Source organism: Corynebacterium hindlerae (genome assembly GCF_014117265.1).
Lineage (GTDB): Bacteria > Actinomycetota > Actinomycetes > Mycobacteriales > Mycobacteriaceae > Corynebacterium > Corynebacterium hindlerae.
The window spans coordinates 1,301,408-1,320,822 of record NZ_CP059833.1 but is presented as its reverse complement, the minus strand read 5'-3'; the positions used below and the strand labels follow the sequence as shown (position 1 = coordinate 1,320,822).

Annotated in this window: 17 protein-coding genes, 1 tRNA gene, 1 other RNA gene and 1 pseudogene; 13 read left to right on the top strand and 7 right to left on the bottom strand. The window is 58.6% G+C overall.

Going from position 1 to position 19,415, the window contains the following annotated elements; genetic code table 11:
• Window positions 1-3: 3 nt before the first annotated feature.
• From HW450_RS06455 to HW450_RS06435, 5 genes are all read left to right on the top strand, one after another.
• Window positions 4-2,460, top strand: coding sequence for an MMPL family transporter (locus HW450_RS06455; protein WP_182387143.1), 2,457 nt, complete (start codon window positions 4-6; stop codon window positions 2,458-2,460).
• A 44-nt stretch (window positions 2,461-2,504) separates the two neighbouring features.
• Window positions 2,505-3,734, top strand: coding sequence for a hypothetical protein (locus HW450_RS06450; protein ID WP_182387142.1), 1,230 nt, complete (start codon window positions 2,505-2,507; stop codon window positions 3,732-3,734).
• A gap of 69 nt (window positions 3,735-3,803) precedes the next feature.
• Window positions 3,804-5,036 (top strand): tRNA guanosine(34) transglycosylase Tgt, encoded by a 1,233-nt coding sequence (tgt, locus tag HW450_RS06445; RefSeq protein ID WP_182387141.1) that lies wholly within the window; start codon window positions 3,804-3,806, stop codon window positions 5,034-5,036.
• Between the two features lie 50 nt (window positions 5,037-5,086).
• Window positions 5,087-5,704 (top strand): hypothetical protein, encoded by a 618-nt coding sequence (locus tag HW450_RS06440; RefSeq protein ID WP_182387140.1) that lies wholly within the window; start codon window positions 5,087-5,089, stop codon window positions 5,702-5,704.
• A 20-nt stretch (window positions 5,705-5,724) separates the two neighbouring features.
• A complete protein-coding gene (locus HW450_RS06435) occupies window positions 5,725-6,216 on the top strand; it encodes a hypothetical protein (RefSeq protein WP_182387575.1) in 492 nt (163 codons plus the stop codon).
• Here the strand turns inward: HW450_RS06435 and HW450_RS06430 are convergent.
• Window positions 6,144-6,669: pseudogene (locus HW450_RS06430) on the bottom strand (GNAT family N-acetyltransferase). The gene HW450_RS06435 and the pseudogene HW450_RS06430 sit on opposite strands and share 73 nt — an antisense overlap.
• Window positions 6,670-7,031: 362 nt before the next feature.
• A tRNA-Ser gene (locus HW450_RS06425) sits at window positions 7,032-7,117 on the bottom strand.
• Between the two features lie 122 nt (window positions 7,118-7,239).
• On the opposite strand from HW450_RS06425, the gene ffs reads away from it, so the two are divergent.
• From ffs to recR, 6 genes are all read left to right on the top strand, one after another.
• Window positions 7,240-7,338, top strand: an RNA gene (ffs, locus tag HW450_RS06420) — signal recognition particle sRNA small type.
• Window positions 7,339-7,441: 103 nt separating this feature from the next.
• On the top strand, window positions 7,442-8,686 hold the full coding sequence (locus tag HW450_RS06415; RefSeq protein WP_182387415.1) for an aminotransferase class I/II-fold pyridoxal phosphate-dependent enzyme: 1,245 nt from the start codon (window positions 7,442-7,444) through the stop codon (window positions 8,684-8,686).
• Window positions 8,656-9,213, top strand: a complete 558-nt coding sequence (locus HW450_RS06410) for a suppressor of fused domain protein (RefSeq protein WP_182387139.1) — start codon at window positions 8,656-8,658, stop codon at window positions 9,211-9,213. Before HW450_RS06415 ends, HW450_RS06410 begins: the two co-directional genes overlap by 31 nt.
• Before the next feature lie 17 nt (window positions 9,214-9,230).
• Window positions 9,231-11,306, top strand: a complete 2,076-nt coding sequence (locus HW450_RS06405; protein WP_182387138.1) for a DNA polymerase III subunit gamma and tau — start codon at window positions 9,231-9,233, stop codon at window positions 11,304-11,306.
• Window positions 11,307-11,507: 201 nt separating this feature from the next.
• The gene (locus HW450_RS06400) at window positions 11,508-11,831 is read left to right on the top strand and encodes a YbaB/EbfC family nucleoid-associated protein (protein ID WP_182387137.1); all 324 of its coding nucleotides are present in this window, start codon (window positions 11,508-11,510) and stop codon (window positions 11,829-11,831) included.
• A gap of 49 nt (window positions 11,832-11,880) precedes the next feature.
• Complete coding sequence (gene recR / locus HW450_RS06395) at window positions 11,881-12,504, top strand: recombination mediator RecR (protein WP_182387136.1); 624 nt, start codon at window positions 11,881-11,883, stop codon at window positions 12,502-12,504.
• Window positions 12,505-12,563: 59 nt separating this feature from the next.
• On the opposite strand, the gene HW450_RS06390 is transcribed toward recR, so the two are convergent.
• The 3 genes from HW450_RS06390 to HW450_RS06380 are packed head-to-tail and all read right to left on the bottom strand — an operon-like array spanning window position 12,564 to window position 15,540.
• Entirely contained in the window at window positions 12,564-13,259 is a 696-nt protein-coding gene (locus HW450_RS06390; protein ID WP_182387135.1) for a type 1 glutamine amidotransferase, read from the bottom strand.
• The gene (locus tag HW450_RS06385) at window positions 13,256-14,485 is read right to left on the bottom strand and encodes a Mur ligase family protein (RefSeq protein WP_182387134.1); all 1,230 of its coding nucleotides are present in this window, start codon (window positions 14,483-14,485) and stop codon (window positions 13,256-13,258) included. Before HW450_RS06385 ends, HW450_RS06390 begins: the two co-directional genes overlap by 4 nt.
• Window positions 14,486-14,496: 11 nt before the next feature.
• Window positions 14,497-15,540: a DNA polymerase III subunit epsilon gene (locus HW450_RS06380; RefSeq protein ID WP_182387133.1), complete on the bottom strand. Its 1,044-nt coding sequence runs from the start codon at window positions 15,538-15,540 to the stop codon at window positions 14,497-14,499.
• Between the two features lie 198 nt (window positions 15,541-15,738).
• Here HW450_RS06380 and HW450_RS06375 point away from each other — a divergent pair, with 198 nt between their 5' ends.
• Complete coding sequence (locus HW450_RS06375) at window positions 15,739-16,131, top strand: hypothetical protein (protein WP_182387132.1); 393 nt, start codon at window positions 15,739-15,741, stop codon at window positions 16,129-16,131.
• Between the two features lie 89 nt (window positions 16,132-16,220).
• Here HW450_RS06375 and leuA read toward each other — a convergent pair whose 3' ends face one another.
• A complete protein-coding gene (gene leuA / locus HW450_RS06370) occupies window positions 16,221-17,954 on the bottom strand; it encodes a 2-isopropylmalate synthase (protein ID WP_182387131.1) in 1,734 nt (577 codons plus the stop codon).
• A 254-nt stretch (window positions 17,955-18,208) separates the two neighbouring features.
• Between leuA and HW450_RS06365 the strand changes: the two genes are divergently transcribed.
• Window positions 18,209-18,445, top strand: a complete 237-nt coding sequence (locus HW450_RS06365; protein WP_182387130.1) for a PLD nuclease N-terminal domain-containing protein — start codon at window positions 18,209-18,211, stop codon at window positions 18,443-18,445.
• Here HW450_RS06365 and HW450_RS06360 read toward each other — a convergent pair whose 3' ends face one another.
• Window positions 18,446-19,366, bottom strand: a complete 921-nt coding sequence (locus HW450_RS06360; RefSeq protein ID WP_182387129.1) for a class C sortase — start codon at window positions 19,364-19,366, stop codon at window positions 18,446-18,448. It lies immediately after the preceding gene.
• Window positions 19,367-19,415 lie beyond the last annotated feature (49 nt).

Below are 19,415 nucleotides of genomic sequence, written 5' to 3'. Positions count from 1 at the left end.
GGCATGGCAAAGTTCTTGTTCCATGTCGGAAAGTGGTCCTTTCAGCGCAAATGGGCGGTGATTGCGATCTGGCTCGTGCTGCTGGCAGCTGTGGGCAGTTCGGCGATGACGTTTCAAAAGGGCTTTGACGATAAGTTCGCGATCCCCGGCACCCCGTCCCAAGACGCGGCTGAGCTGTTGATCAAGAATTTTCCCGACCGGAAAAACCCGCTCGACGATGCAGGCGTCAACATTGTGTTCGCTGCGCCGGAAGGGCATCGGTTGTCAGAACCGGGTTACGTGAGCGCGATAGACGATGTAATTAAGCACATTGAAGCGGGCATCCCGGACCGAAAAGACACGATGCGGTTCGGCAACCCGGTGACGCTCAACCCGAAGATACAGCAGGGGATTATCGAGCAAGAAACGGCCCAAGGCATACCGGAGGAAACCGCGCGTGCCGACGCCGAGAACCTCTCCCTCATGTCCAAGGACGGTCGGATTGGGTTTACCACGTTTAACTTTGATGTGGAATCCCCTGCGGACGTGACGAATCACCATCGTCAAGTAGTCCGCGAGGCGATGGAAATTGGGCGCGAAGCCGGTCTGATTGTGGAAGGGGGCGGCGCCGGATTTGGCGATCCGCTCGAGATCAAGACCACCTCGGAAGCCGTAGGCCTGGGCGTGGCTTTTGTGGTGTTGACCTTCACGTTTGGTTCGATCGTGGCGGCAGGATTGCCACTGATTACTGCTGTGACAGGTATCGGTATCGGCTCCTTGGCAATCATCCTGGCCACTCGGTTCACCACGCTGAATAACACCACGCCGGTGCTTGCGGTGATGCTGGGGTTGGCAGTGGGCATTGACTATGCGCTCTTCATTTTGGCTCGGTATCGGGCGGAATATCGCAAGGTTCCCCGCGCTGATGCCGCCGGCATCGCGACGGGTACTGCCGGCTCCGCGGTGGTGTTCGCTGGTCTGACGGTGATCATTGCGCTGATTGCGCTGTCGATCGTTCGGATCCCCTTCCTCACATACATGGGATTGGCGGCCGCGTTCACGGTGTTCATTGCGGTGTTGGTGGCGCTCACGCTGGTTCCGGCGCTGCTCGGGGTGATAGGCAAGTTTGCCTTTGGCGTGAAGATTCCGTGGCTGGCTGGCAATCCTCGCAAGCCAGGGGAGGAGCCACGCCGGGGCACCCGGCTTTCTAAGGGGTATGCGTGGGTGACGTTTGTGCACAAGGTTCCTGCGCTGGTCCTCACTGTGGTGGTCCTTGGGCTGGGAGCGTTGACGGTCCCAGCGCTGCGACTTGAGCTGGCGTTGCCGAACGATTCGACGTCGTCGCTGTCAAGCACGCAGCGAAAGTCTGCGGATCTACTTACGGAAGGGTTCGGCGATGGACAAAACTCCCTCATGCTCGGCGTGGTGGATGCCGAAGATGTGAACCCGGATGCGCCCGCGCTGCAACCGCTGATCCGGGCGCAGCGGGACATGAACCCGGACGATTTTGATGCGAAGAAGGCTGCTACTGCTGCGGCGTTTTCCTACGTGGTGGAGCGCTTCAATACAAACGCTGATGTGAAGCACGTTCAGCTAGTGGGATTGTCGGAGTCGGGGACGGCAGCCCAGCTGGTGATCACGCCGTACGCTGGCCCGAACGATCCCATGACTACCAAACTGCTGCATTCGCTGCGGGCTTCGCAGGCGGAGGCGGAGGCGTCGACGGGCATCAAGATTGGCATCACCGGCCTTACCCCGATTCAGCGGGACGTGACGCAGAAGCTTAGCGACGCCATGCCTATCTACCTAGGCGTCGTCGTGGGCCTGGCAATTTTATTGCTGCTCATGGTGTTCCGTTCGGTCATGGTGCCCGTCGTGGCGGGGCTCGGGTTCCTGCTCTCCGTGGGCGCTGCCTTCGGTGTCACTGTCCTGTTCTGGCAGGAAGGGCTCTGGGGCCTTGTGGAAACTCCGGGACCACTGATCTCCTTCATGCCGATCTTCCTCATCGGCGTGACCTTCGGCCTGGCGATGGACTACCAGGTGTTCCTGGTGTCCCGAATGCGCGAATACTACGCCCACCACGGCGGTTCTTCATCGCCGGGTTCGCGCTATAACGCGGTGGACGAATCCGTCATCGAGGGCTACACACTCGGTTCCCGCGTGGTCACCTCCGCGGCACTCATCATGATCGCCGTGTTCGTGGCGTTCATCGACCAGCCGTTGCCGTTCATCAAGATCTTCGGCTTCGCCCTCGGCGCCGGCGTGCTTTTCGACGCCTTCTTCGTCCGCATGGGCCTCGTACCAGCCACGATGTTCCTCATGGGACGTGCCACCTGGTGGATGCCACGCTGGCTCGACAAGATCCTGCCACACCTCGACGTGGAGGGCGCAGCGCTGGAGAAAGAATGGGAGCGGCGCCGCCTCGAGGCCGAACGCCTCGCGGACCTGCAGGTGGAGGAGCTGCGGGCCTCGCGGGGTTAGGTTTCTCCTTAGGGAAACCGCAAGCCCGTAAACGGGAGGATTGAATGGCCACATCCGCTGAACTGATGCCCGGAAAGATCACCAAGGTGTTAATGCTTTCCACCTTTATGGGTAGTTTGGGTGGAAGTTTGATGCCACTTCTCTTTAATTATTCATTAGTTTCGGAACGGGGCGTTTCGGTTCGCGCAATATCTGCGGTTTTGATCGCTGGGCCCCTGGGGTTGTTGTGTGGAAATCGATTTTTTGTCCCTTTTACTTCAAGATTTAGCTCTAAGAAGCTGATGATGTTGGGGCAACTTGGGTTTGCTGCATCGCTCATTCCAGCATTGAGGGGCACTGATCAAGCTGTATTAATGTCTTCGATGTTTTCAGCGTTCTTTTTTATTTCGCTGTATCTTCCAGCACGGTCAGAATACATTGTGCTCGTTGGGAAACGTGGATGTTCAATCGGTGCAGCAGATTTTCGGAGTAAACTCAGATTTGTCTCCTATTTAGCCACTGGTATGGCATCAATAATTGCGGTTTCTGCAATATTTTCATTGAATGGATATTTGTATTTATTTTCCATTGTTTCTAATGTGTGTGCGAGGATTCTATGTGCTCTGATAATTTCTCGCTTGCCTAATATTGACAACCAAAGCACTGGTGAAAAGCAAAGCTTGGCATTTGGTCGTTGTTCCGGATCTCAAATTCGCTCTCACTATCTATTTTCTCGATATGGTTTAATCACGTTTGTCTTATGTTTGATCGCTTCGGTCTGTGGAAGTTTCTCTTTTCTTCTGCCATTGGTTTTTGCGGAATATTCCATTGCTGGTAGCCGCGCTTTTCCGCTTATATTGGGTGCGATGACTATTTTCGCTGGTATACTTCATCGCAATGATATTTTGACAAACTTCGCTTCGCAAAAGCGGTTGCAAGCCGTTAAATTGTGCCTTTTCTTGTCTGGAATGGCGTTTGCGGTATTGTATTGTTCCCTATCACGCGAATTTGCAGCAGCTATTTTTGTGTCCATACTTGCTGTGGCCCTGCTCGCCCTGTGTAATGTGATAGCGATTACGGTCCAGTGGGAATATTCCTACAGCATTCGGAGCCAAGATGATACGAGGCTTTACGAGGCAACGGATGGATTTATTCAAACGATAATAGGTCTAGTTTTGCCAAGTGGGCTGTCTCTCCTTTTATCCTTGTTCGAAATTAAAGTTTTCATGGCAATAGGTGTGGTGCTTTTTGTCTCGGCTCTCTTGTTGTTGGGGTTTAGGACAAGGCCGGCATGAGGATGGCTTCCCGTCCTTCATACGGAGGCAGGGACTTTTTAACGCCACGCACCCATTACACTTGACTTCATGACTGACACCTCCTTCGAGCTGAAGACCACGCTGGATAATACGAAGCACGGGCGTACGGGCGTGATCCACACCCCGCATGGTGATATCCAGACCCCGGCGTTCATTCCGGTGGCGACGAAGGCGACGGTGAAAACCCTCACTCCGGAGCAAATCCGGGAGACGGGCGCCCAGGCCATCCTGAGCAACGCCTACCACCTGTACCTGCAGCCGGGGCCGGACATCGTGGACGAGGCTGGGGGAGTCTCGGCATTCGAGAATTGGCATGGGCCCACCTACACCGATTCCGGCGGCTTCCAGGTGATGAGCCTGGGGGTGGGCTTCAAGAAGGTGCTGGCCATGGACGCGAACGTGGACCCGAAGGACGTGAAGGCGCGCAGCAAGGACCGCATGGCGCACGTCGATGAGGACGGGGTGGATTTCCGCAGCATTATCGACGGCTCGAAGCACCGTTTCACGCCCGAAGTGAGCATGCAGATTCAGCATCAACTAGGGGCGGACATTATGTTCGCATTTGATGAGCTGACCACGCTGGTGGATACCAAGACGTACCAGGAGCAATCGGTGGAAAGGACACATCGGTGGGCGAAGCGGTGCCTGGATGAACACAACCGCCTCACCGAGGAACGCGTGGGCAAACCACTGCAGTCTCTGTGGGGCGTGGTGCAAGGAGCCCAGTATGAAGACTTGCGCAGGAAGGCCGCCCGTGGCTTGGTGGAGCTCAGCAACGAAGCGGAAGGCCAGGGCAAACGGGGGTTCGGTGGCTTCGGTATCGGTGGCGCGTTGGAGAAGGAAAACCTCGGCACCATTGTGGGATGGGTGAATGATGAACTGCCCGTCGATAAGCCAAAGCATCTGCTTGGCATCAGCGAGCCGGACGACATTTTCACCGCCGTCGAAGCCGGCGCCGACACCTTTGACTGCGTCGCGCCTACCCGTCTGGGCCGGCGCGGTGGCGTGTACACGCTGGACGGCCGCATGACGCTGACGAACGCGCGGTTCAAGCGGGACTTCAATGCGATTGATGAGGAACTCGGCGGCTACGTCAGCGAAAACTACACGCGCGCCTACATCCACCACCTGCTCAAAGCCAAGGAATACCTCGCGGGCACCCTGTGCACCATGCACAATCTGTTCTTCATGATCCGACTGGTCGATCAGATTCGCGAGACCATGGCCAGCGGCGATTATTGGGAATTCAAGGAAGAATTCATGGGGCGCTATTACAGTTAAGGAACATTTCGGGGCTCCGCGGCATCTTAACTGTGTCGAAAGGATTACCCATGAACACTTTGTCCAATCTGCAACAACGTTACCTCGACCGCGGGGAAGTGACCCTGAAACTCGGTACCCGCAATGCTCTCTTCACATTGATGGCTTTCGGGATGGGGTGTTTCTGTCTCTATGCGGGCAGCGTCCTCATTCAGAAGCACTTCGCTGGCTCTTTGCAAGTTGATAACCCGATCGGCGCGCTCCTCGCGGCATTCCTGCTGATCCCATTCGGCATATTCGGACTGATAGGGTGCGTAGTTCTCCTGCTAAGGCCGTTTAATCGCGCGTTTGAGCTGCGCGTTACGAAGGATGGCCTGCAGATGGCTGGCCTGCAGGTTCCTTGGTGGTCGATCGTAGCCATCGAGAGTTACTACGCTGGTTCTCGCCAATTTGAGAAACATGTAGAGCTCACGTTCGTTTCCGAAGCTCAAGCTCCACGAGTCGTGAGTGACGACGGCTCTACGTCCGGAGCCAAGCTTGCCGACACCGTGAATGCCTCCCGCGTTGTCATCCTCGACACCCACATGCTTAATTTTCGTTCGAAAACCCTGGTCGCCTTCCTGCGCTGGGTATCAAATCGAGAATCTCCCGTTTTGCCAGGTGCCCACCGATTCGAGCCCATGCCATGAACGAATTAACAATTCGGGCTATGTTCCCCGACATTGCTGTTCGAATTACCTTCACCCTGATGATGCTCACCGGCGTCGTACTCGCTACCTGGCGGCTGCGCTCCCCGATCGCCGTGGGACTTGCGCTGCTGCTTGTCGACGGCTTAATCATCCTCCTCATCTGGGCCAGCGGCTTTCGGGAACAGAAAGCACTACATATTCGAATGACTGAACAGGGGATTCATGTGCGTGGCGTACTCGTGCCGTGGCGGAGCGTTGCAAGGATAGAGCCTCTCCCGACACAACTTTGCACCCGCATAGAGTTGCTACCCGGTGCCACAGTGCACCTTGCTGAGTTGGATGGGGAAATGAGGGGTGAGATCGCTAAACGACATGCCCTCGAGATCCCCGCTACTCCCTATGGGTTAAGGCCTTCCCAGCTCACCGACCAAATCCAGGCCTACCAACGCTTCATCAGCACTGGGTGCCCTTCACGAATAATGCCAGTCGGTTCAAACCCGCGATACGCATAAAGCCGATGCGCCCGCGCATTATCCGGGTGAACCGACAACGACACCGCCGGGCCGCCCAGCTCCCGCACCAACTCAGCAGCTCGATCCAGCAGTGCGGTGCCAATCCCCTGGCCGGTGTACCGACCCTCCACAGCCAACGCAAGCTCCGGTGTACCGACCCTCCACAGCCAACGCAAGCTCCGGTATACCTTCCGCGACATGCCCAAACCCATGGCGCTCGTCTGTCCCCCACAAAAGCCACACCCCGCCAGCAGGAACCCAGCCCCGCCAGGCAATGAAACCACCATTCGTAGAGTTCCAATCACGGACGTAGTAATCAGATTCGGTGTCGAAATCATCGGCGAGTGTGCCGTGCTCATCCCCAAACGTATCCGTCAGGAAATTAAGCCTAGCGATATAGGTACGATCCGCTTCCGACGTTGGAATCAGACGCAGCGAAGATTCATCATGCATGAGGCCAGCGTAGCGCGGGGCTTAGTCCTGCCGGTTTTGCCGGTTTCGTCGGAAAATGCGAGACATGGAATTCGAGACTCGGAGTAGTCTGGGGTGATTTTCGGGGAAACTGGGTTTTTATTCACCGAGACTCGAAAAACAAGACTCGAGTTTCTGGGGTTGGGGTTGTGGGCAGGGGTTGGGGGCTGGGGGCTGGCCAGAACGACGCCCCCGACATTACGCCCCCGAGGTTGCCCTAAAATCGCTGCGACGAGCCCGAACTTCGGGAGGGTAATGTCGGGGTCAAAGCGCACCCGCAGAATCCCCGCAAACTGGGAACGCGAAAACCCCTGTCCACGAATGAACAGGGGTTCTACTTGCTGCGGAGGATAAGGGATTTGAACCCTTGAGGGGCGTTAACCCCGCACGCGTTCCAGGCGTGTGACATAGGCCGCTAGTCGAATCCTCCAGCGTGACAAACAACTGGTGTTTGCTACGAAGAAAAACTGTACTAAAACTTGCGTAAAGAAACAAAACGCCTGGTAGAAGGACTCGGTTTGGCTTGGAAACTTGTTTGGGGTTATGGTTTAACGCAGGATCCCGTGTGGCGATTATCTTGTGAACTCCCCCAGGGCAGGAATGCAGCAAGGGTCAGCGAGCTCTGTCGGGTGCGCGGGGTCCCCTATTATTTTTCTTTCAGGGGCAATCTGCGGATTGTCCTTTTTTCGTGTCTTGCGTAACAGTCTAGAGTGGAGTGCGGTACTGCATCCTCTTTGATTTGGAAGGCAACGACGTGGCATTGACTGACTTGACTGCTGAGCAGTTGGCTGAGCTGAAATCTGAGATCCAGGCTGAGTATGATCAGCTGAAGTCTCGTAATCTTGCGCTGAATTTGACGCGTGGTAAGCCTTCGTCGGAGCAGTTGGATATTTGCACGGGTTTGTTGAGCTTGCCTGGTGAGGATTACTTCGATAAGGACGGCACGGATTGTCGCAATTACGGCAACCTTGTTGGTTTGGAGAGCATCCGGGAGATCTGGGCTGAGGTTCTCGGGGTTGATCCGAACAACCTTATTGCCGCGGATTCTTCGTCCTTGAACATCATGTTTGACCTGATCAGCTGGGCTTACATTTGGGGTACGAATGATTCCGAGCGGCCGTGGAAGGACGAGGAGAAGGTCAAGTGGATCTGCCCGGTTCCGGGCTATGACCGTCATTTCACCATTACTGAGCATTTCGGCTTTGAGACGATCACCGTCCCGATGACCCCTACCGGTCCGGACATGGATCAGGTGGCGGAGTTGGTGAAGGACCCGCTGGTTAAGGGGATGTGGGTGGTGCCGATGTTCGGTAACCCGACTGGCATCACTGTGGATGAGGAGACGATCGACCGCCTCGCTACCATGGAGACCGCTGCGCCTGACTTCCGCATTGTGTGGGATAACGCGTACGCGGTGCACACACTCACCGATGAGTTCCCACCGATCGTGGACGTTGTGTCCAAGGGCGGCAACCGGTTCTGGGCGATGTCTTCTACCAGTAAGATCACCCAGGCTGGCGCTGGTGTCGCGTTCTTTAATTCCAGCGACGAAAACCTGACCTGGTACAACAAGCACGCGTTTGTGCGTGGCATTGGCCCGAACAAGATTAATCAGTTGGCGCACGCCCAGTTCTTCGGCGATGCCGAGGGAGTCAGGGCGATCATGCGCAAGCATGCGGCGTCGTTGGCACCGAAATTTACGAAGGTCCTGGACATTCTGGAAGAGCGCCTGGGCAAGTACGGTGTGGCTGAGTGGACGAAGCCTACCGGCGGCTACTTCATTTCGATGGATGTGGTGCCAGGTACTGCGCAGCGGGTGATTGAGCTGGCTAAGGATGCGGGCATCATCCTGACTGCCGCGGGCTCCACCTTCCCGCACAAGCAGGATCCGGAGGATAAGAACATTCGCCTCGCGCCGTCCCTGCCTCCGGTGGAGGAGTTGGAGTTGGCGATGGACGGCGTCGCTACGTGCGTGCTGTTGGCGGCGCTGGAGAAGTGAATCTCCAGGAAGCTGCGGTCTGGATTGATGGGCTCTTCCCTGGGGAGGTGAGCATCGAGCAGGTTGGCGATTTTCATGTTGCCAGCTTCGCCACCGACGGGCAGTTCATGGCCTCTACCTTGGATTTCCATGATGTGGATACTGGCCTGGTCGCTGATGGGCAGGACATTCGCGTTGAGCTGTTCGCGGTGGCCAACGATCCGTGGGAGCTGAAGGAGCTGGTCAGTGGTACGGCCTCGATGCTGCGGGATACGAATATTGTTCCGCAGCCGGGTGAGGTGGCACCGGGCGTCGGTAAGGCGCTGGGCCTGACGCTGAGCGCGCCGCACGCGCTGCTGGTCGTGCCGTTTCCGTGGGGCGGCGACGTGCCGCACTTTAAGGACGCAGGCTTAACGACGCTCATGCTGCAAATCCTGCCCCTCACCAATGACGAATTGGCCTATTTGCAGACCTATGGTCTTGCCGAGCTGCAAAAAGCATTGGTGGAGCAGGGAATTGCTGTCCTCGATCTTCGGCGGGGTGCCTGAGCCGGTAGTCTAAGAGCGTGGCTCTTTATCGCAAGTATCGTCCGGCTAGCTTCCAAGAAGTGGTAGGGCAGGAACAGGTGACCCGCCCGCTGTCTGCAGCGTTGGACAGCGGACGCATTAATCACGCGTACCTGTTTTCGGGGCCGCGTGGCTGCGGTAAAACCTCCTCGGCGAGGATCCTCGCCAGGTCCCTCAACTGCGTACAAGGGCCGACCAGTACCCCCTGTGGCGTATGCCCCTCGTGTGTGTCCTTGGCCCCCGGCGGGCCAGGAAATCTCGACGTCACCGAGCTGGATGCGGCATCGCACAACGGTGTAGATGAGATCCGTGAGCTGCGCGACCGCGCCTACTACGCGCCGGCCGAATCCCGCTACCGCGTCTTCATCATCGACGAAGCCCACATGATCACCAACGCCGGCTTCAACGCGTTGCTGAAAATTGTGGAAGAACCCCCAGAGCACCTGATCTTCATCTTCGCCACCACCGAGCCGGACAAGATGATCGGCACTATCCGATCCCGCGTGCATCACTACCCGTTCCGGCTGCTCACCCCGCCGGACATGCGTGGCCTGCTGCAGCGCACCTGCGACGCGGAAGGTGTGAAGGTCGATGACGCCGTGTTCCCGCTCGTCATCCGCGCTGGTGGCGGTAGCCCCCGTGACTCGCTGTCCATTCTGGACCAGCTCATCGCCGGATCCGGGCCGGAAGGACTCACCTACGACATGGCCGTGCCACTGCTCGGGGTCACTGACTCCTCGCTGATCGATTCCGCGGTCATGGCCACCGCTTCTGGCGATCAGGCGGCTCTCTTCACCTGCGTGGATGATGTGATCAACGCCGGCCACGACCCCCGCCGCTTCGCCCACGACCTCCTCGATAGGCTCCGCGACCTCATGGTGCTCCAAGCCGTCCCCGACGCCATCAACCTCGGCCTCGTCGACGCCCCCGCCGACCACCAACCCATCCTCACCCAACAGGCGCAGCTTTTCGACGCCCACAGGCTCTCATCCCTCGCCGCACTAGTAAACGAACACCTCGACGACCTTCGCGGCGCCACTTCGCCCCGCCTCCTGCTAGAAATCATGTGCGCTCGGATGCTACTAGGGGCAAGTGCTGGTGCAGGTTCTACGTCTGCTGCTGCGCCCCCTGCTGGTGGTTCTGGTCCTGCTCTTTCAGACCCTGCTGTTTCAGGCCCTGCTGTTTCAGGCCCTGCTGTTTCAGGCCCTGCTCGCTGGCGTGCGCAGCGTGAAGCGAAAAAAGCACAGGCCGATGCTGCTAAGCCAGCGCTGGCTCCCGCTCCTGCAGCTGAGGATCCTGTTAAGGAACCTGCGCCTGCTCCTGTGGCTCCTGGTCCTGCTCCTGTGGCTCCTGCGCCTGCTCCTGGTCCTGTGGCCGATCCAGCGGCTGTGGTGCGTGACAAGTGGTTGCAAATCCGCAAAGCAGTGGGGGAGAAGAACCAGATCGCTGAAATCATGCTGACCGAAGCCAAAGTCATCTCGCTTGATGATGGCGAGTTGCTTGTCGGCCACAACACAGGTGCCCTCGCATCTCGGCTCAATGCTCCGGCCAACAACTCCTCCCTGGTCAAAGCGGTAAAATCTGTAACCGGATTGGATGTGAAGGTCCGCGTCACTGTAGGGACAGTGCCACAAAAGCCGGCACCCGAGAGGGCGACCTGGAGACCCGAAAAACCGCAACCCGCCGAAGAGCCAGAGCCGGAGCCGGAACCCGAACCCGCCCCTACTAGTGGGTGGGGAAAACCTGCACCCTTAGGTGGTACCCCAGAACCAGCCCCAGCACCGGCTGCACCGAAGCCTGAGCCTGCTCCAGCTGCGCCGAAGAGTAAGTGGCAGGAGCGGGTAGCCCGAGGCCGAGAAGCGATGAAGCACAGCTTCTCGGGAGGGGTGCCACTGCCACCGGAGCCTGAGGACGAACCAGCGCCGGAGGAAGAGTCATGGGCCCCACCACCAGTGCAAACTGAGGAAGAAGAGATGATCGAGGCAGCGAAGGGGCCTGCTAACTATGATCATCGCGATGCCAAGACCATTGCCATGGAGATGCTTTCGGCGGAGCTTGGGGCTAAGCCTTTGTAGCGGCTTGTGGGTGAGAAACCCGGGAAGCGTTTCCCGGATCTCGGGGACATTTTAGGCTGCAATCTTGCTATTTATGTGTTTTTGTTCCGAGATCCGAGTTTCACTTCCCGGGGATTGCAAGGAACCCAAGCCACAACACAGCGCCTGAGGATAGGAATAGTTACACTGGTAAAGATTCAAGACAGCAACGAAAGGTAAATCATGTCCCAACCAGATATGTCCCAGATCATTGCCCAGGCTCAGCAAATGCAGGCTAAGCTGCAGCAGGCCCAGAGTGAACTCATTGCTTCTTCCGTGGTCGGCGAGGCTGGTAATGGTCTGGTGAAGATCACCTTGCTGGGGTCCGGCGAGGTTACTGCTGTGGAGATTGACCCCAAGGTTGTCGATCCTGAGGATGTTGACACCCTCCAGGACCTGGTTCTTGGCGCGTTCCAGGATGCGCACAACCAGATCGGCCAGCTGGCGAAGGAAAAGATGGGCCCGCTGTCCCAGGGTATGCCGGATATGGGCAGCCTGTTCGGCTAAGCTTATCGACGACCATCCCTTCGTCTACTTAAGTTAAAGGCTGCGCTACGTGTTTGAAGGCCCACTCCAGGATCTTATTGACGAGCTCTCTAGGCTCCCAGGGGTTGGGCCCAAATCGGCGCAGCGCATCGCTTTCCACCTGCTGCAGGTGGAGGCCACTGATATTGAGCGCCTTCAGTCAGCTTTGGACGCTGTCCGCGAGGGCGTAACTTTCTGCCGGATTTGTTGCAATATTTCCCGCGATGAAGTCTGTCGCATTTGCGCTGATAGTGGGCGCGATACCTCTCTCATTTGTGTAGTTGAGGAGCCCAAAGACATCCAGGTCATCGAGCGCACCGGCGAATACAAGGGGCGCTACCACGTGCTGGGCGGGGCGCTTGACCCGTTGGCCAACATTGGTCCCAAGGACCTGCACATTACTGAGCTGCTGCAACGCATCGCTGGGGTCCTCCCCGATGTTGCCCCTCAGGCCCCGGATATCACCGAAGTTATCCTGGCCACCGACCCCAACACCGAGGGTGAAGCAACGGCCTCCTACCTGGCGCGGCTCCTCCGTGATTTCCCTGATCTCACTATTTCCCGCCTAGCCTCTGGCATGCCATTGGGTGGCGACTTGGAGTTCGTGGACGAGCTCACCCTGTCAAGGGCATTGTCGGGACGACTGAAGCTTTGATGGAGACTGGATAGGGATTTGAACCGAAACACGAATCCCTATCGTGTTCCCCATGCCCCCTACTTCAACCGCTCTGCCCGCAGCTGCGTGACCTCGGGCAAATCCAATGGCTCCAGTGACTCAACTGGTACATTCATCGCCTTGGCTAGTAGGTGGTCTGCTAGCTCTGGGTTGCGCGCGAGGACGGGGCCGTGCATGTAGGTGGCGATGATGGAGCCTTGGATGGCGCCCTCAACGGAAGAGTCTGAGTTTCCCACTCCGCGGGTAACGCGGCCAAGTGGCAAAGCGGCAGACCCAAGGCTGGTGGCGCCCATGTGGTTTTCGAAGCCGGTGAGTGGCTGAGTCAGCCCGGGAAGCTGAGGTGTGGAAACGACTTCACCGATGGCGCGCTTGTCCAGGGAGGTGGTGGTGGCGTCGATAAGCCCGACCCCAGCTACCTCCCGGCCGGAGGCGCGGAACGAGGTTCCCAGGACCTGGAAGCCGGCGCAGATCGCGAGGATGGGGCGGCCGTTATTGGCGGCGCGGGTGAGGCCACCGTCATTGATGAGGTGTTCCGCGGCGAGGATTTGGGCGGTGTCCTCGCCACCACCGAGGCAGTAAACATCCAAGTCAGAGGGCACGGGTTGGCCCAGCAGGATGCGTTGAATTGAGGCGTCGATGCCACGCATGCGGGCGCGTTGGCGCAGGACGAGGGCGTTGCCGTCGTCGCCGTAGGTGCCGAGGACGTCGGGGAGGATGAGTCCGATGGTGATCATGACAGTGCCTTCTTCAGGTCGCGGAACGCGGTGTAGTTTGCCAGGACTTCTACGCGGCCGGATGGGCAGGCGCGGATAGCGTCCACAGGGTTGGCATTGAGCGAGTGCTCAATAGATGCATAGGTGAGGCGCACCGCCAGGTCGGTGCCGCGTTCGCCGGCGGCGTGGACGAAGCAGTCGTGGACGTCTTCGAAGGACACATCCCAGAGCCAGGAGAGGTCTTCGCCGTCGGCGACTTGGCCGTTCACAGCGATGACCAGGCCGTCGGCGGTGCGGTCGAGCATGGAGAGGGCCTCTTGCCAGCCGGCCGGGTTTTTCGCCAGGATCATATGCACGTCACGGCCTTTGAAGGTGATGGTGGAGTAGCGTCCGGCGACGTTGTCCACGGCTTCGGTGGCGGCGATGGCGTCGGCAAGCGGGATGTCGAAGCAGGACGCGGCGGCGATAGCTTGGGTGGCGTTGCCTCGATTTGCACGGCCGGGGAGCTGCAGGTCCAGGGGCGTGGTCTCGCCGCCAGTGGTGATGCCGGCGTCGGAGATTTCCCAGGTGGGGGTGGGGCGTCGGAACTCCCGGCCGTCGGGAAGTGGCTTGACGGCGTACCAATCGTCGCCGTCGCGGACGACGTGCCCGCCGGTGCGAGGGCAACTCACGGAGTCGCCGGTCCAGCCCGCCCCAGCGGCGACCCACACCACGTTGGGGGCGTCGAAGGCGACGGAGGTGACGTGGACGTCGTCGCAGTTCGCGATCACAGTCATCTGCGGATTTTCCGCCACGGCCGCGCGCAGGGTGCGCTCAATCTTGTTGATCTCGCCGACGCGGTCAAGCTGGTCGCGCGTCAGATTCAGCAGCACCAGCACGCTCGGACGCAGCCGCTTAGCGACGGCCGGTACATGCAATTCGTCGCACTCGAGGACAATGTGTGAGGCCTCTTTACCCTTCAGCAAGGCAGAGATGATCCCAGCGTCCATGTTGTCGCCCCCATCATTGGTGGCAACCTGGTATTTGCTGCGCAGCGCACCGACCAACATCCGGGTGGTGGTGGACTTACCATTCGTGCCGGTGACCAGTGCCACCGGTCGGCCAGCGCCCAACTGTTCCATGATGGTCGGGTCGATGGCATTGGCGATCAACCCACCGATCATGCCCCCGGCGCCCCGACCGGAAAGCTGTGATGCTTTGGTGGCGGCGTTGGCGGCGGCCGTCGCAAGGTACGTGCGAAGTTTCATGACCCCAGATTCTATACCGCCCGGCACAGCTCCAAGAACTCTTCGTCCGACACCAGCGGAATTCCTTTCCGATCCGCATGCATCGCCTTACCCCGCAGCTCCGAGGTACGGTTGCACACCAGCACACTCGTCTGACGGGACACCTTCTCGCTGTACTTCAACCCCACATCCACACCACTGGAAATGATCAGGTCCGGGTCCAGCTCCACATCGGGGCTCACCACAAACTCCATCCCTGGCTGCAACGAATTCCCCGGCACAAAAACACCAGGGTTTTCGACTTCCACGGTGGCATCCATGGCATCCACCCGCACAATGGAACGCTGCAACCCGAAACGATCAGCTTTTAGCGAGGTGGGATCGTACGTAGCCAGCACATTAGGATCCTGCGCCAAATAAATAGCGCGCACCAACGATGCAGTCTCCCGCGACACCGTTTCCGCAGGAAGCAGAGCTCTTTCCTTGGAAGCGACGGGGCTGGGTGCAGCGATACCAAGCTCCCGAGCCACCGCGCGGACGCGCGTATCCTCCAGCGGCAGGCCCATCCGGCGAGCCGTAGCGAGCGTATCGATCAATGCCACCGGACGTGGCGGCCGACCAACACGGCGCCGTCCGCGCCGACCCCGATTGCGGTTACGGCTACGGCGCTGCAGCGTCCGAAGCGCAGACTTCGATTCGCCCAGCACAAAGCCCCAGGTGCGGGGCATGTTATGCATGATGAGGGTACGGCCGTCGAGGAGTGCGTTCACCTGTCGCACTGACCGCTCGAACGTGCGGGCCTGGACAAACTCCTCATCGCTGATGCCGTGCAGATGACGCGGGCCGGTATCAGTGCCGGGATTGAAAATGGCGAAGAAATCGTCCACGACCTCGCCCTCGGGGGACAGCGTCAGGATCGTGAGCGACACCATGCGGGCTGTCGAGGGATGAATGCCCGTGGTTTCGGCGTGCACCACCGCGAACGGGGCAGCGGCGATGGCGCGCTCCCGCGCTTCACGGCGCTCCCGCCGCGCTGCCTCTCGCTCCTGCGGAGTCTGTGCTGGTTTGTTAGTCATCGAAAATAGCTTAGCCCAGAGGTGCTTTCAGATGGTGTAAGTAAAATTCTGCATTTTGGTCAGATTTTGGGGCCTTCTCAGGGGCAAAATGCAGAGTTTTACTTACGGTATCTCTGCACAACACGATGATGCTCCCATGACTTACCTTTGAACTTGCCAGGCAAGACGGGGAAGTAGAGATATCGTCATCCACTGATTGTGCACCTCACTATTGTTGCTGTCCCTGTTATAGCGCTGCTAGCGATCCTCGCTGCGGTGCGCCCCACCTGGTACCTGAAGAATAAATGGCTGACCACTGGGCTTGCCGCCCTGGCAGTAGTTTCCACTGCAGTCACGAACAGCACAGGCGAAGCCCTCATGGTGCTCAAGGGGGCAAGCGAAGAAAACCCTGGCATTTACGCCGATCATGCCCTCTACGCCAAGGGCGTCATCATTTCGGCTGGCGCGCTTCTGGGCCTATTCCTGCTACAGCACTTTCTAGCCATTAAAACCGGCCGCATGCACATGATCATTCAAGTGCTGCTAGTCATCGTAGCGATCATCAGCACCGTGGCCACCGGGTATGAGGGGGCTGCGTTGGTCTGGAGATAGAGAAACCGATGCCGGATTTGGTAATGCAAAGTAACGTTTAACAGCGGAAAAAGTCGTTTTGCATTACCAAATCCAGCACGCCGCTGTCTCTAGCTTCGGTTCACTGCAGAAACAATCGCCTTCAGTGAGGCTTCGGTGATGTTGGAGTCTACGCCGACGCCCCATGCTGCGGTGTCGCCGACGGTGGCGTAGACGTAGGCGGCGGCTTCGGCGTCGTCGCCTGCGGTGCGGGCGTGCTGGGAGTATTCCTGCACCTCGACGTCGATTCCAAGGGATTCCAGTGCTTGGGCGAACGCCGCGACTGGGCCGTTGCCAGTGCCGGAAATCTCCTTCATTGCGCCCTTGAAAGTGACGGTGGCGGTTACGCCGGTGTCGGTGATGTGGACGGCTTCCAGGGTGAGGATGTCAGCGCGGTCCAGGTATTCGGTGGCGAAGATGTCCCACATTGCTTTGGAGCTGACTTCGCCGCCTTCGGCGTCGGTGATGGCTTGGACGACGGAGGAGAATTCTGGCTGCATGGCGCGTGGCAGGTCCAGGCCGTGGTCGGTTTTCATGATGTAGGCTACGCCGCCCTTGCCGGATTGGGAGTTTACGCGGATGACGGCTTCGTAGGAGCGGCCGACGTCTTTCGGGTCGATCGGCAGGTAGGGGACTTCCCACATGGTGGAGCCGGAGGCGCGCAGCGCGTCGAGGCCCTTGTTGACGGCATCCTGGTGGGATCCGGAGAAGGCGGTGAAGACGAGGTCGCCGCCGTATGGGTGGCGTTCTGGGACGCGCAGCTGGTTGCAGTATTCGACGGTGCGGCGGATGAGATCGATGTCGGAGAAGTCGATTTGTGGGTCGACGCCTTGGGTCAGCATGTTCAGGCCGAGGGTGACCAGGCAGACGTTGCCGGTGCGCTCGCCGTTGCCGAACAGGCAACCTTCTATGCGGTCTGCGCCGGCCAGGTATCCCAGTTCTGCGGTGGCGACGCCGGTGCCACGGTCATTGTGTGGGTGCAGGGACAGGATGATGGAGTCGCGGCGGTCGAGGTGGCGGGACATCCATTCGATGGAGTCGGCGTACACGTTGGGGGTGATCATTTCCACGGTGGATGGCAGGTTGATGATCAGTGGGTTTTCCGGCGTCGGTTGAATGACGGCGGTGACTGCGTTGCAAACTTCCAGGGCGTATTCGACTTCGGTGCCGGTGTAGGACTCGGGGGAGTATTCCCAGCGCCAGTTGGTGTCTGGGTAGTCCTTCGCGATGGAAAGGATCAGCTCAGCGGCGTCGGTAGCTAGCTTCTTGATCGCCTCTTTGTCCTTCCGGAACACGACCTTGCGCTGCAGGATGGAGGTGGAGTTGTAGAAGTGGACGATGACGTTTTTCGCGCCGGCGCAGGCTTCGAAGGTACGACGGATCAGGTGTTCGCGCGCCTGGACCAGGACTTGGATGGTGACGTCGTCGGGGATCATGTCCTTTTCGATGATCTCGCGCACGAAGTCGAAGTCAGTTTGGGAGGCGGAGGGGAAACCCACCTCAATTTCTTTGTAGCCCATTTCCACCAGCAGGTTGAACATGCGGCGTTTGCGTTCTGGGCTCATTGGGTCGATGAGGGCTTGGTTGCCGTCGCGCAGGTCTACGGAGCACCACTGTGGCGCCTTGGTGATGCGTTTGGAGGGCCAGGTGCGGTCCGGCAGGTCAAAGTCCTGCACTTCCACATCGTAGGGCTGGTAGCGGTCGCTGGGCATGGCGGAGTTGCGCTGCTTGTTCCAGTGCGGCTGGTCGGCAGGGATGTCGCCGTGTGGTTTGGTCAGCTGAGCGGGGGCGGAGATGAAAGACATGGTGTGATTCCTCTTGGGGTTTAGGTGGTTGGGCCGGCAACGCGAACTCCGCGACGGGTGCCGGCCTCTCGTTGGCCTAAATCCCGCCGCGGCAAAGAAGGAGGAATGCTCGCTGCATGGAACACACCATACCGCATAATGGGCGTCGCGTCACGATTTTGGGGTGATTTTTGCTGCCACTGCTTGACGACGCCATTGGTTGTAGCCTCGACCCCATGAAGTCTCGAGTCGATTTGTTTAGGGAGTGATGGAAAATGAGCAGTTCGGCAGATACCAGCAGTTTTACTACCCTTGTCGGTGGCTTCGGGCTCGTAGCAATTACCCTATTGGTCATAGCCCAGATTGTTCTTTTTGTTGTGGCCCTGCTCAGCATCGTGCGTAGCGAAAACTACGCCAGCGGCGGCAAGGCGCTGTGGGCGTTGGCGTGTTTCGCTTTCCCGCTGCTCGGGCCGATTCTTTGGTTCGTGGCAGGGAAGAACTCAAAAATGTAGCTATGAGTCCGCGTCGTCGGATTCCGTCTTCCCGAAAACCTTTCGCAGCCACAGCGCGAGCAGGATGAGGATGACGGCGGCGGCGCCGATGATGGCCCACATCCACCACTGCCAGCGCAGTCCGCTGGATTCAAAGACGGCTTCATCGGCAGGGTCCATCGGCACTTGGTGTCCTGTGACGAGGAGTCGGTGGGTGTTGATGGCATACGGGGTGCACGTGATGAGGGTGATCAGATCCTGACTGGGTTCGCGGTGCAGGATGGAAGTGTCGGACGGTTCGACCACTTGGATGTCATGCACAAGGTATTTAAGTTTCTTGCCAGCGACAGCGATGTAGAAGGCGTCGCCTTTCTTTACCTTGGTGAGGTTGTCCCACAAGGTGGCATTCTGGATGCCTGTGTGAGCAGACAGCGCCGCATGGCGACCTTCGCCATCGCCGATCCCGCCGACTGGAAAGTCTGTGCCGTATAGGTGACCGACGCCGCGGGAAAGGGCCTTTTCTGAGGTGCCGTGATAAAGCGGGAGGTCAGAGTTGATGGAGGGGATGACGACGCGCCCCATGGCCTCTGTTTCCGAAAGCACATTCAGGTATTGGCGGTAACGCTGGTACGCGGGAGAATTTTCGTCGTCGCTGGTGGTCCAGGCATCGGCGGGGTTGATCTCACGAAGCTCAGCGTTATATTGGTGTGCCTCTTCCCATGCTTTGTTCAGCACCTCGGGTGGAACTGATTGCTCCAGCTTGGAGTATTCGTCCGCGGCTCGGGCTTGCTGAATGTTGTTCCACTGCGTCGCCACCACGGGATACAACAAGACTCCGAGGCCACACAGGATAAGGACTAGCGCAATGATGGCGTTGGAGTTGAGCTTCTTGCCGCCCTTCGACGATCTGTTCCGCGTCGGAGTGTTGCTATGACGACCCATGTGTTCCTACCTTCAGTGTGAATGGGGTCACGGGATTTTCCAAGAATGT

Bases quoted from the DNA above. Each gene is read 5' to 3' on its own strand.
- HW450_RS06455 (WP_182387143.1), top strand. From the start codon at position 4: ATGGCAAAGTTCTTGTTCCATGTCGGAAAGTGGTCCTTTCAGCGCAAA.
- tgt (WP_182387141.1), top strand. From the start codon at position 3,804: ATGACTGACACCTCCTTCGAGCTGAAGACCACGCTGGATAATACGAAG.
- HW450_RS06365 (WP_182387130.1), top strand. From the start codon at position 18,209: ATGAGCAGTTCGGCAGATACCAGCAGTTTTACTACCCTTGTCGGTGGC.
- HW450_RS06400 (WP_182387137.1), top strand. From the start codon at position 11,508: ATGTCCCAACCAGATATGTCCCAGATCATTGCCCAGGCTCAGCAAATG.
- HW450_RS06390 (WP_182387135.1), bottom strand. From the start codon at position 13,259: ATGATCACCATCGGACTCATCCTCCCCGACGTCCTCGGCACCTACGGC.
- HW450_RS06450 (WP_182387142.1), top strand. From the start codon at position 2,505: ATGGCCACATCCGCTGAACTGATGCCCGGAAAGATCACCAAGGTGTTA.
- HW450_RS06435 (WP_182387575.1), top strand. From the start codon at position 5,725: ATGTTCCCCGACATTGCTGTTCGAATTACCTTCACCCTGATGATGCTC.
- HW450_RS06360 (WP_182387129.1), bottom strand. From the start codon at position 19,366: ATGGGTCGTCATAGCAACACTCCGACGCGGAACAGATCGTCGAAGGGC.
- leuA (WP_182387131.1), bottom strand. From the start codon at position 17,954: ATGTCTTTCATCTCCGCCCCCGCTCAGCTGACCAAACCACACGGCGAC.
- HW450_RS06440 (WP_182387140.1), top strand. From the start codon at position 5,087: ATGAACACTTTGTCCAATCTGCAACAACGTTACCTCGACCGCGGGGAA.
- HW450_RS06380 (WP_182387133.1), bottom strand. From the start codon at position 15,540: ATGACTAACAAACCAGCACAGACTCCGCAGGAGCGAGAGGCAGCGCGG.
- HW450_RS06385 (WP_182387134.1), bottom strand. From the start codon at position 14,485: ATGAAACTTCGCACGTACCTTGCGACGGCCGCCGCCAACGCCGCCACC.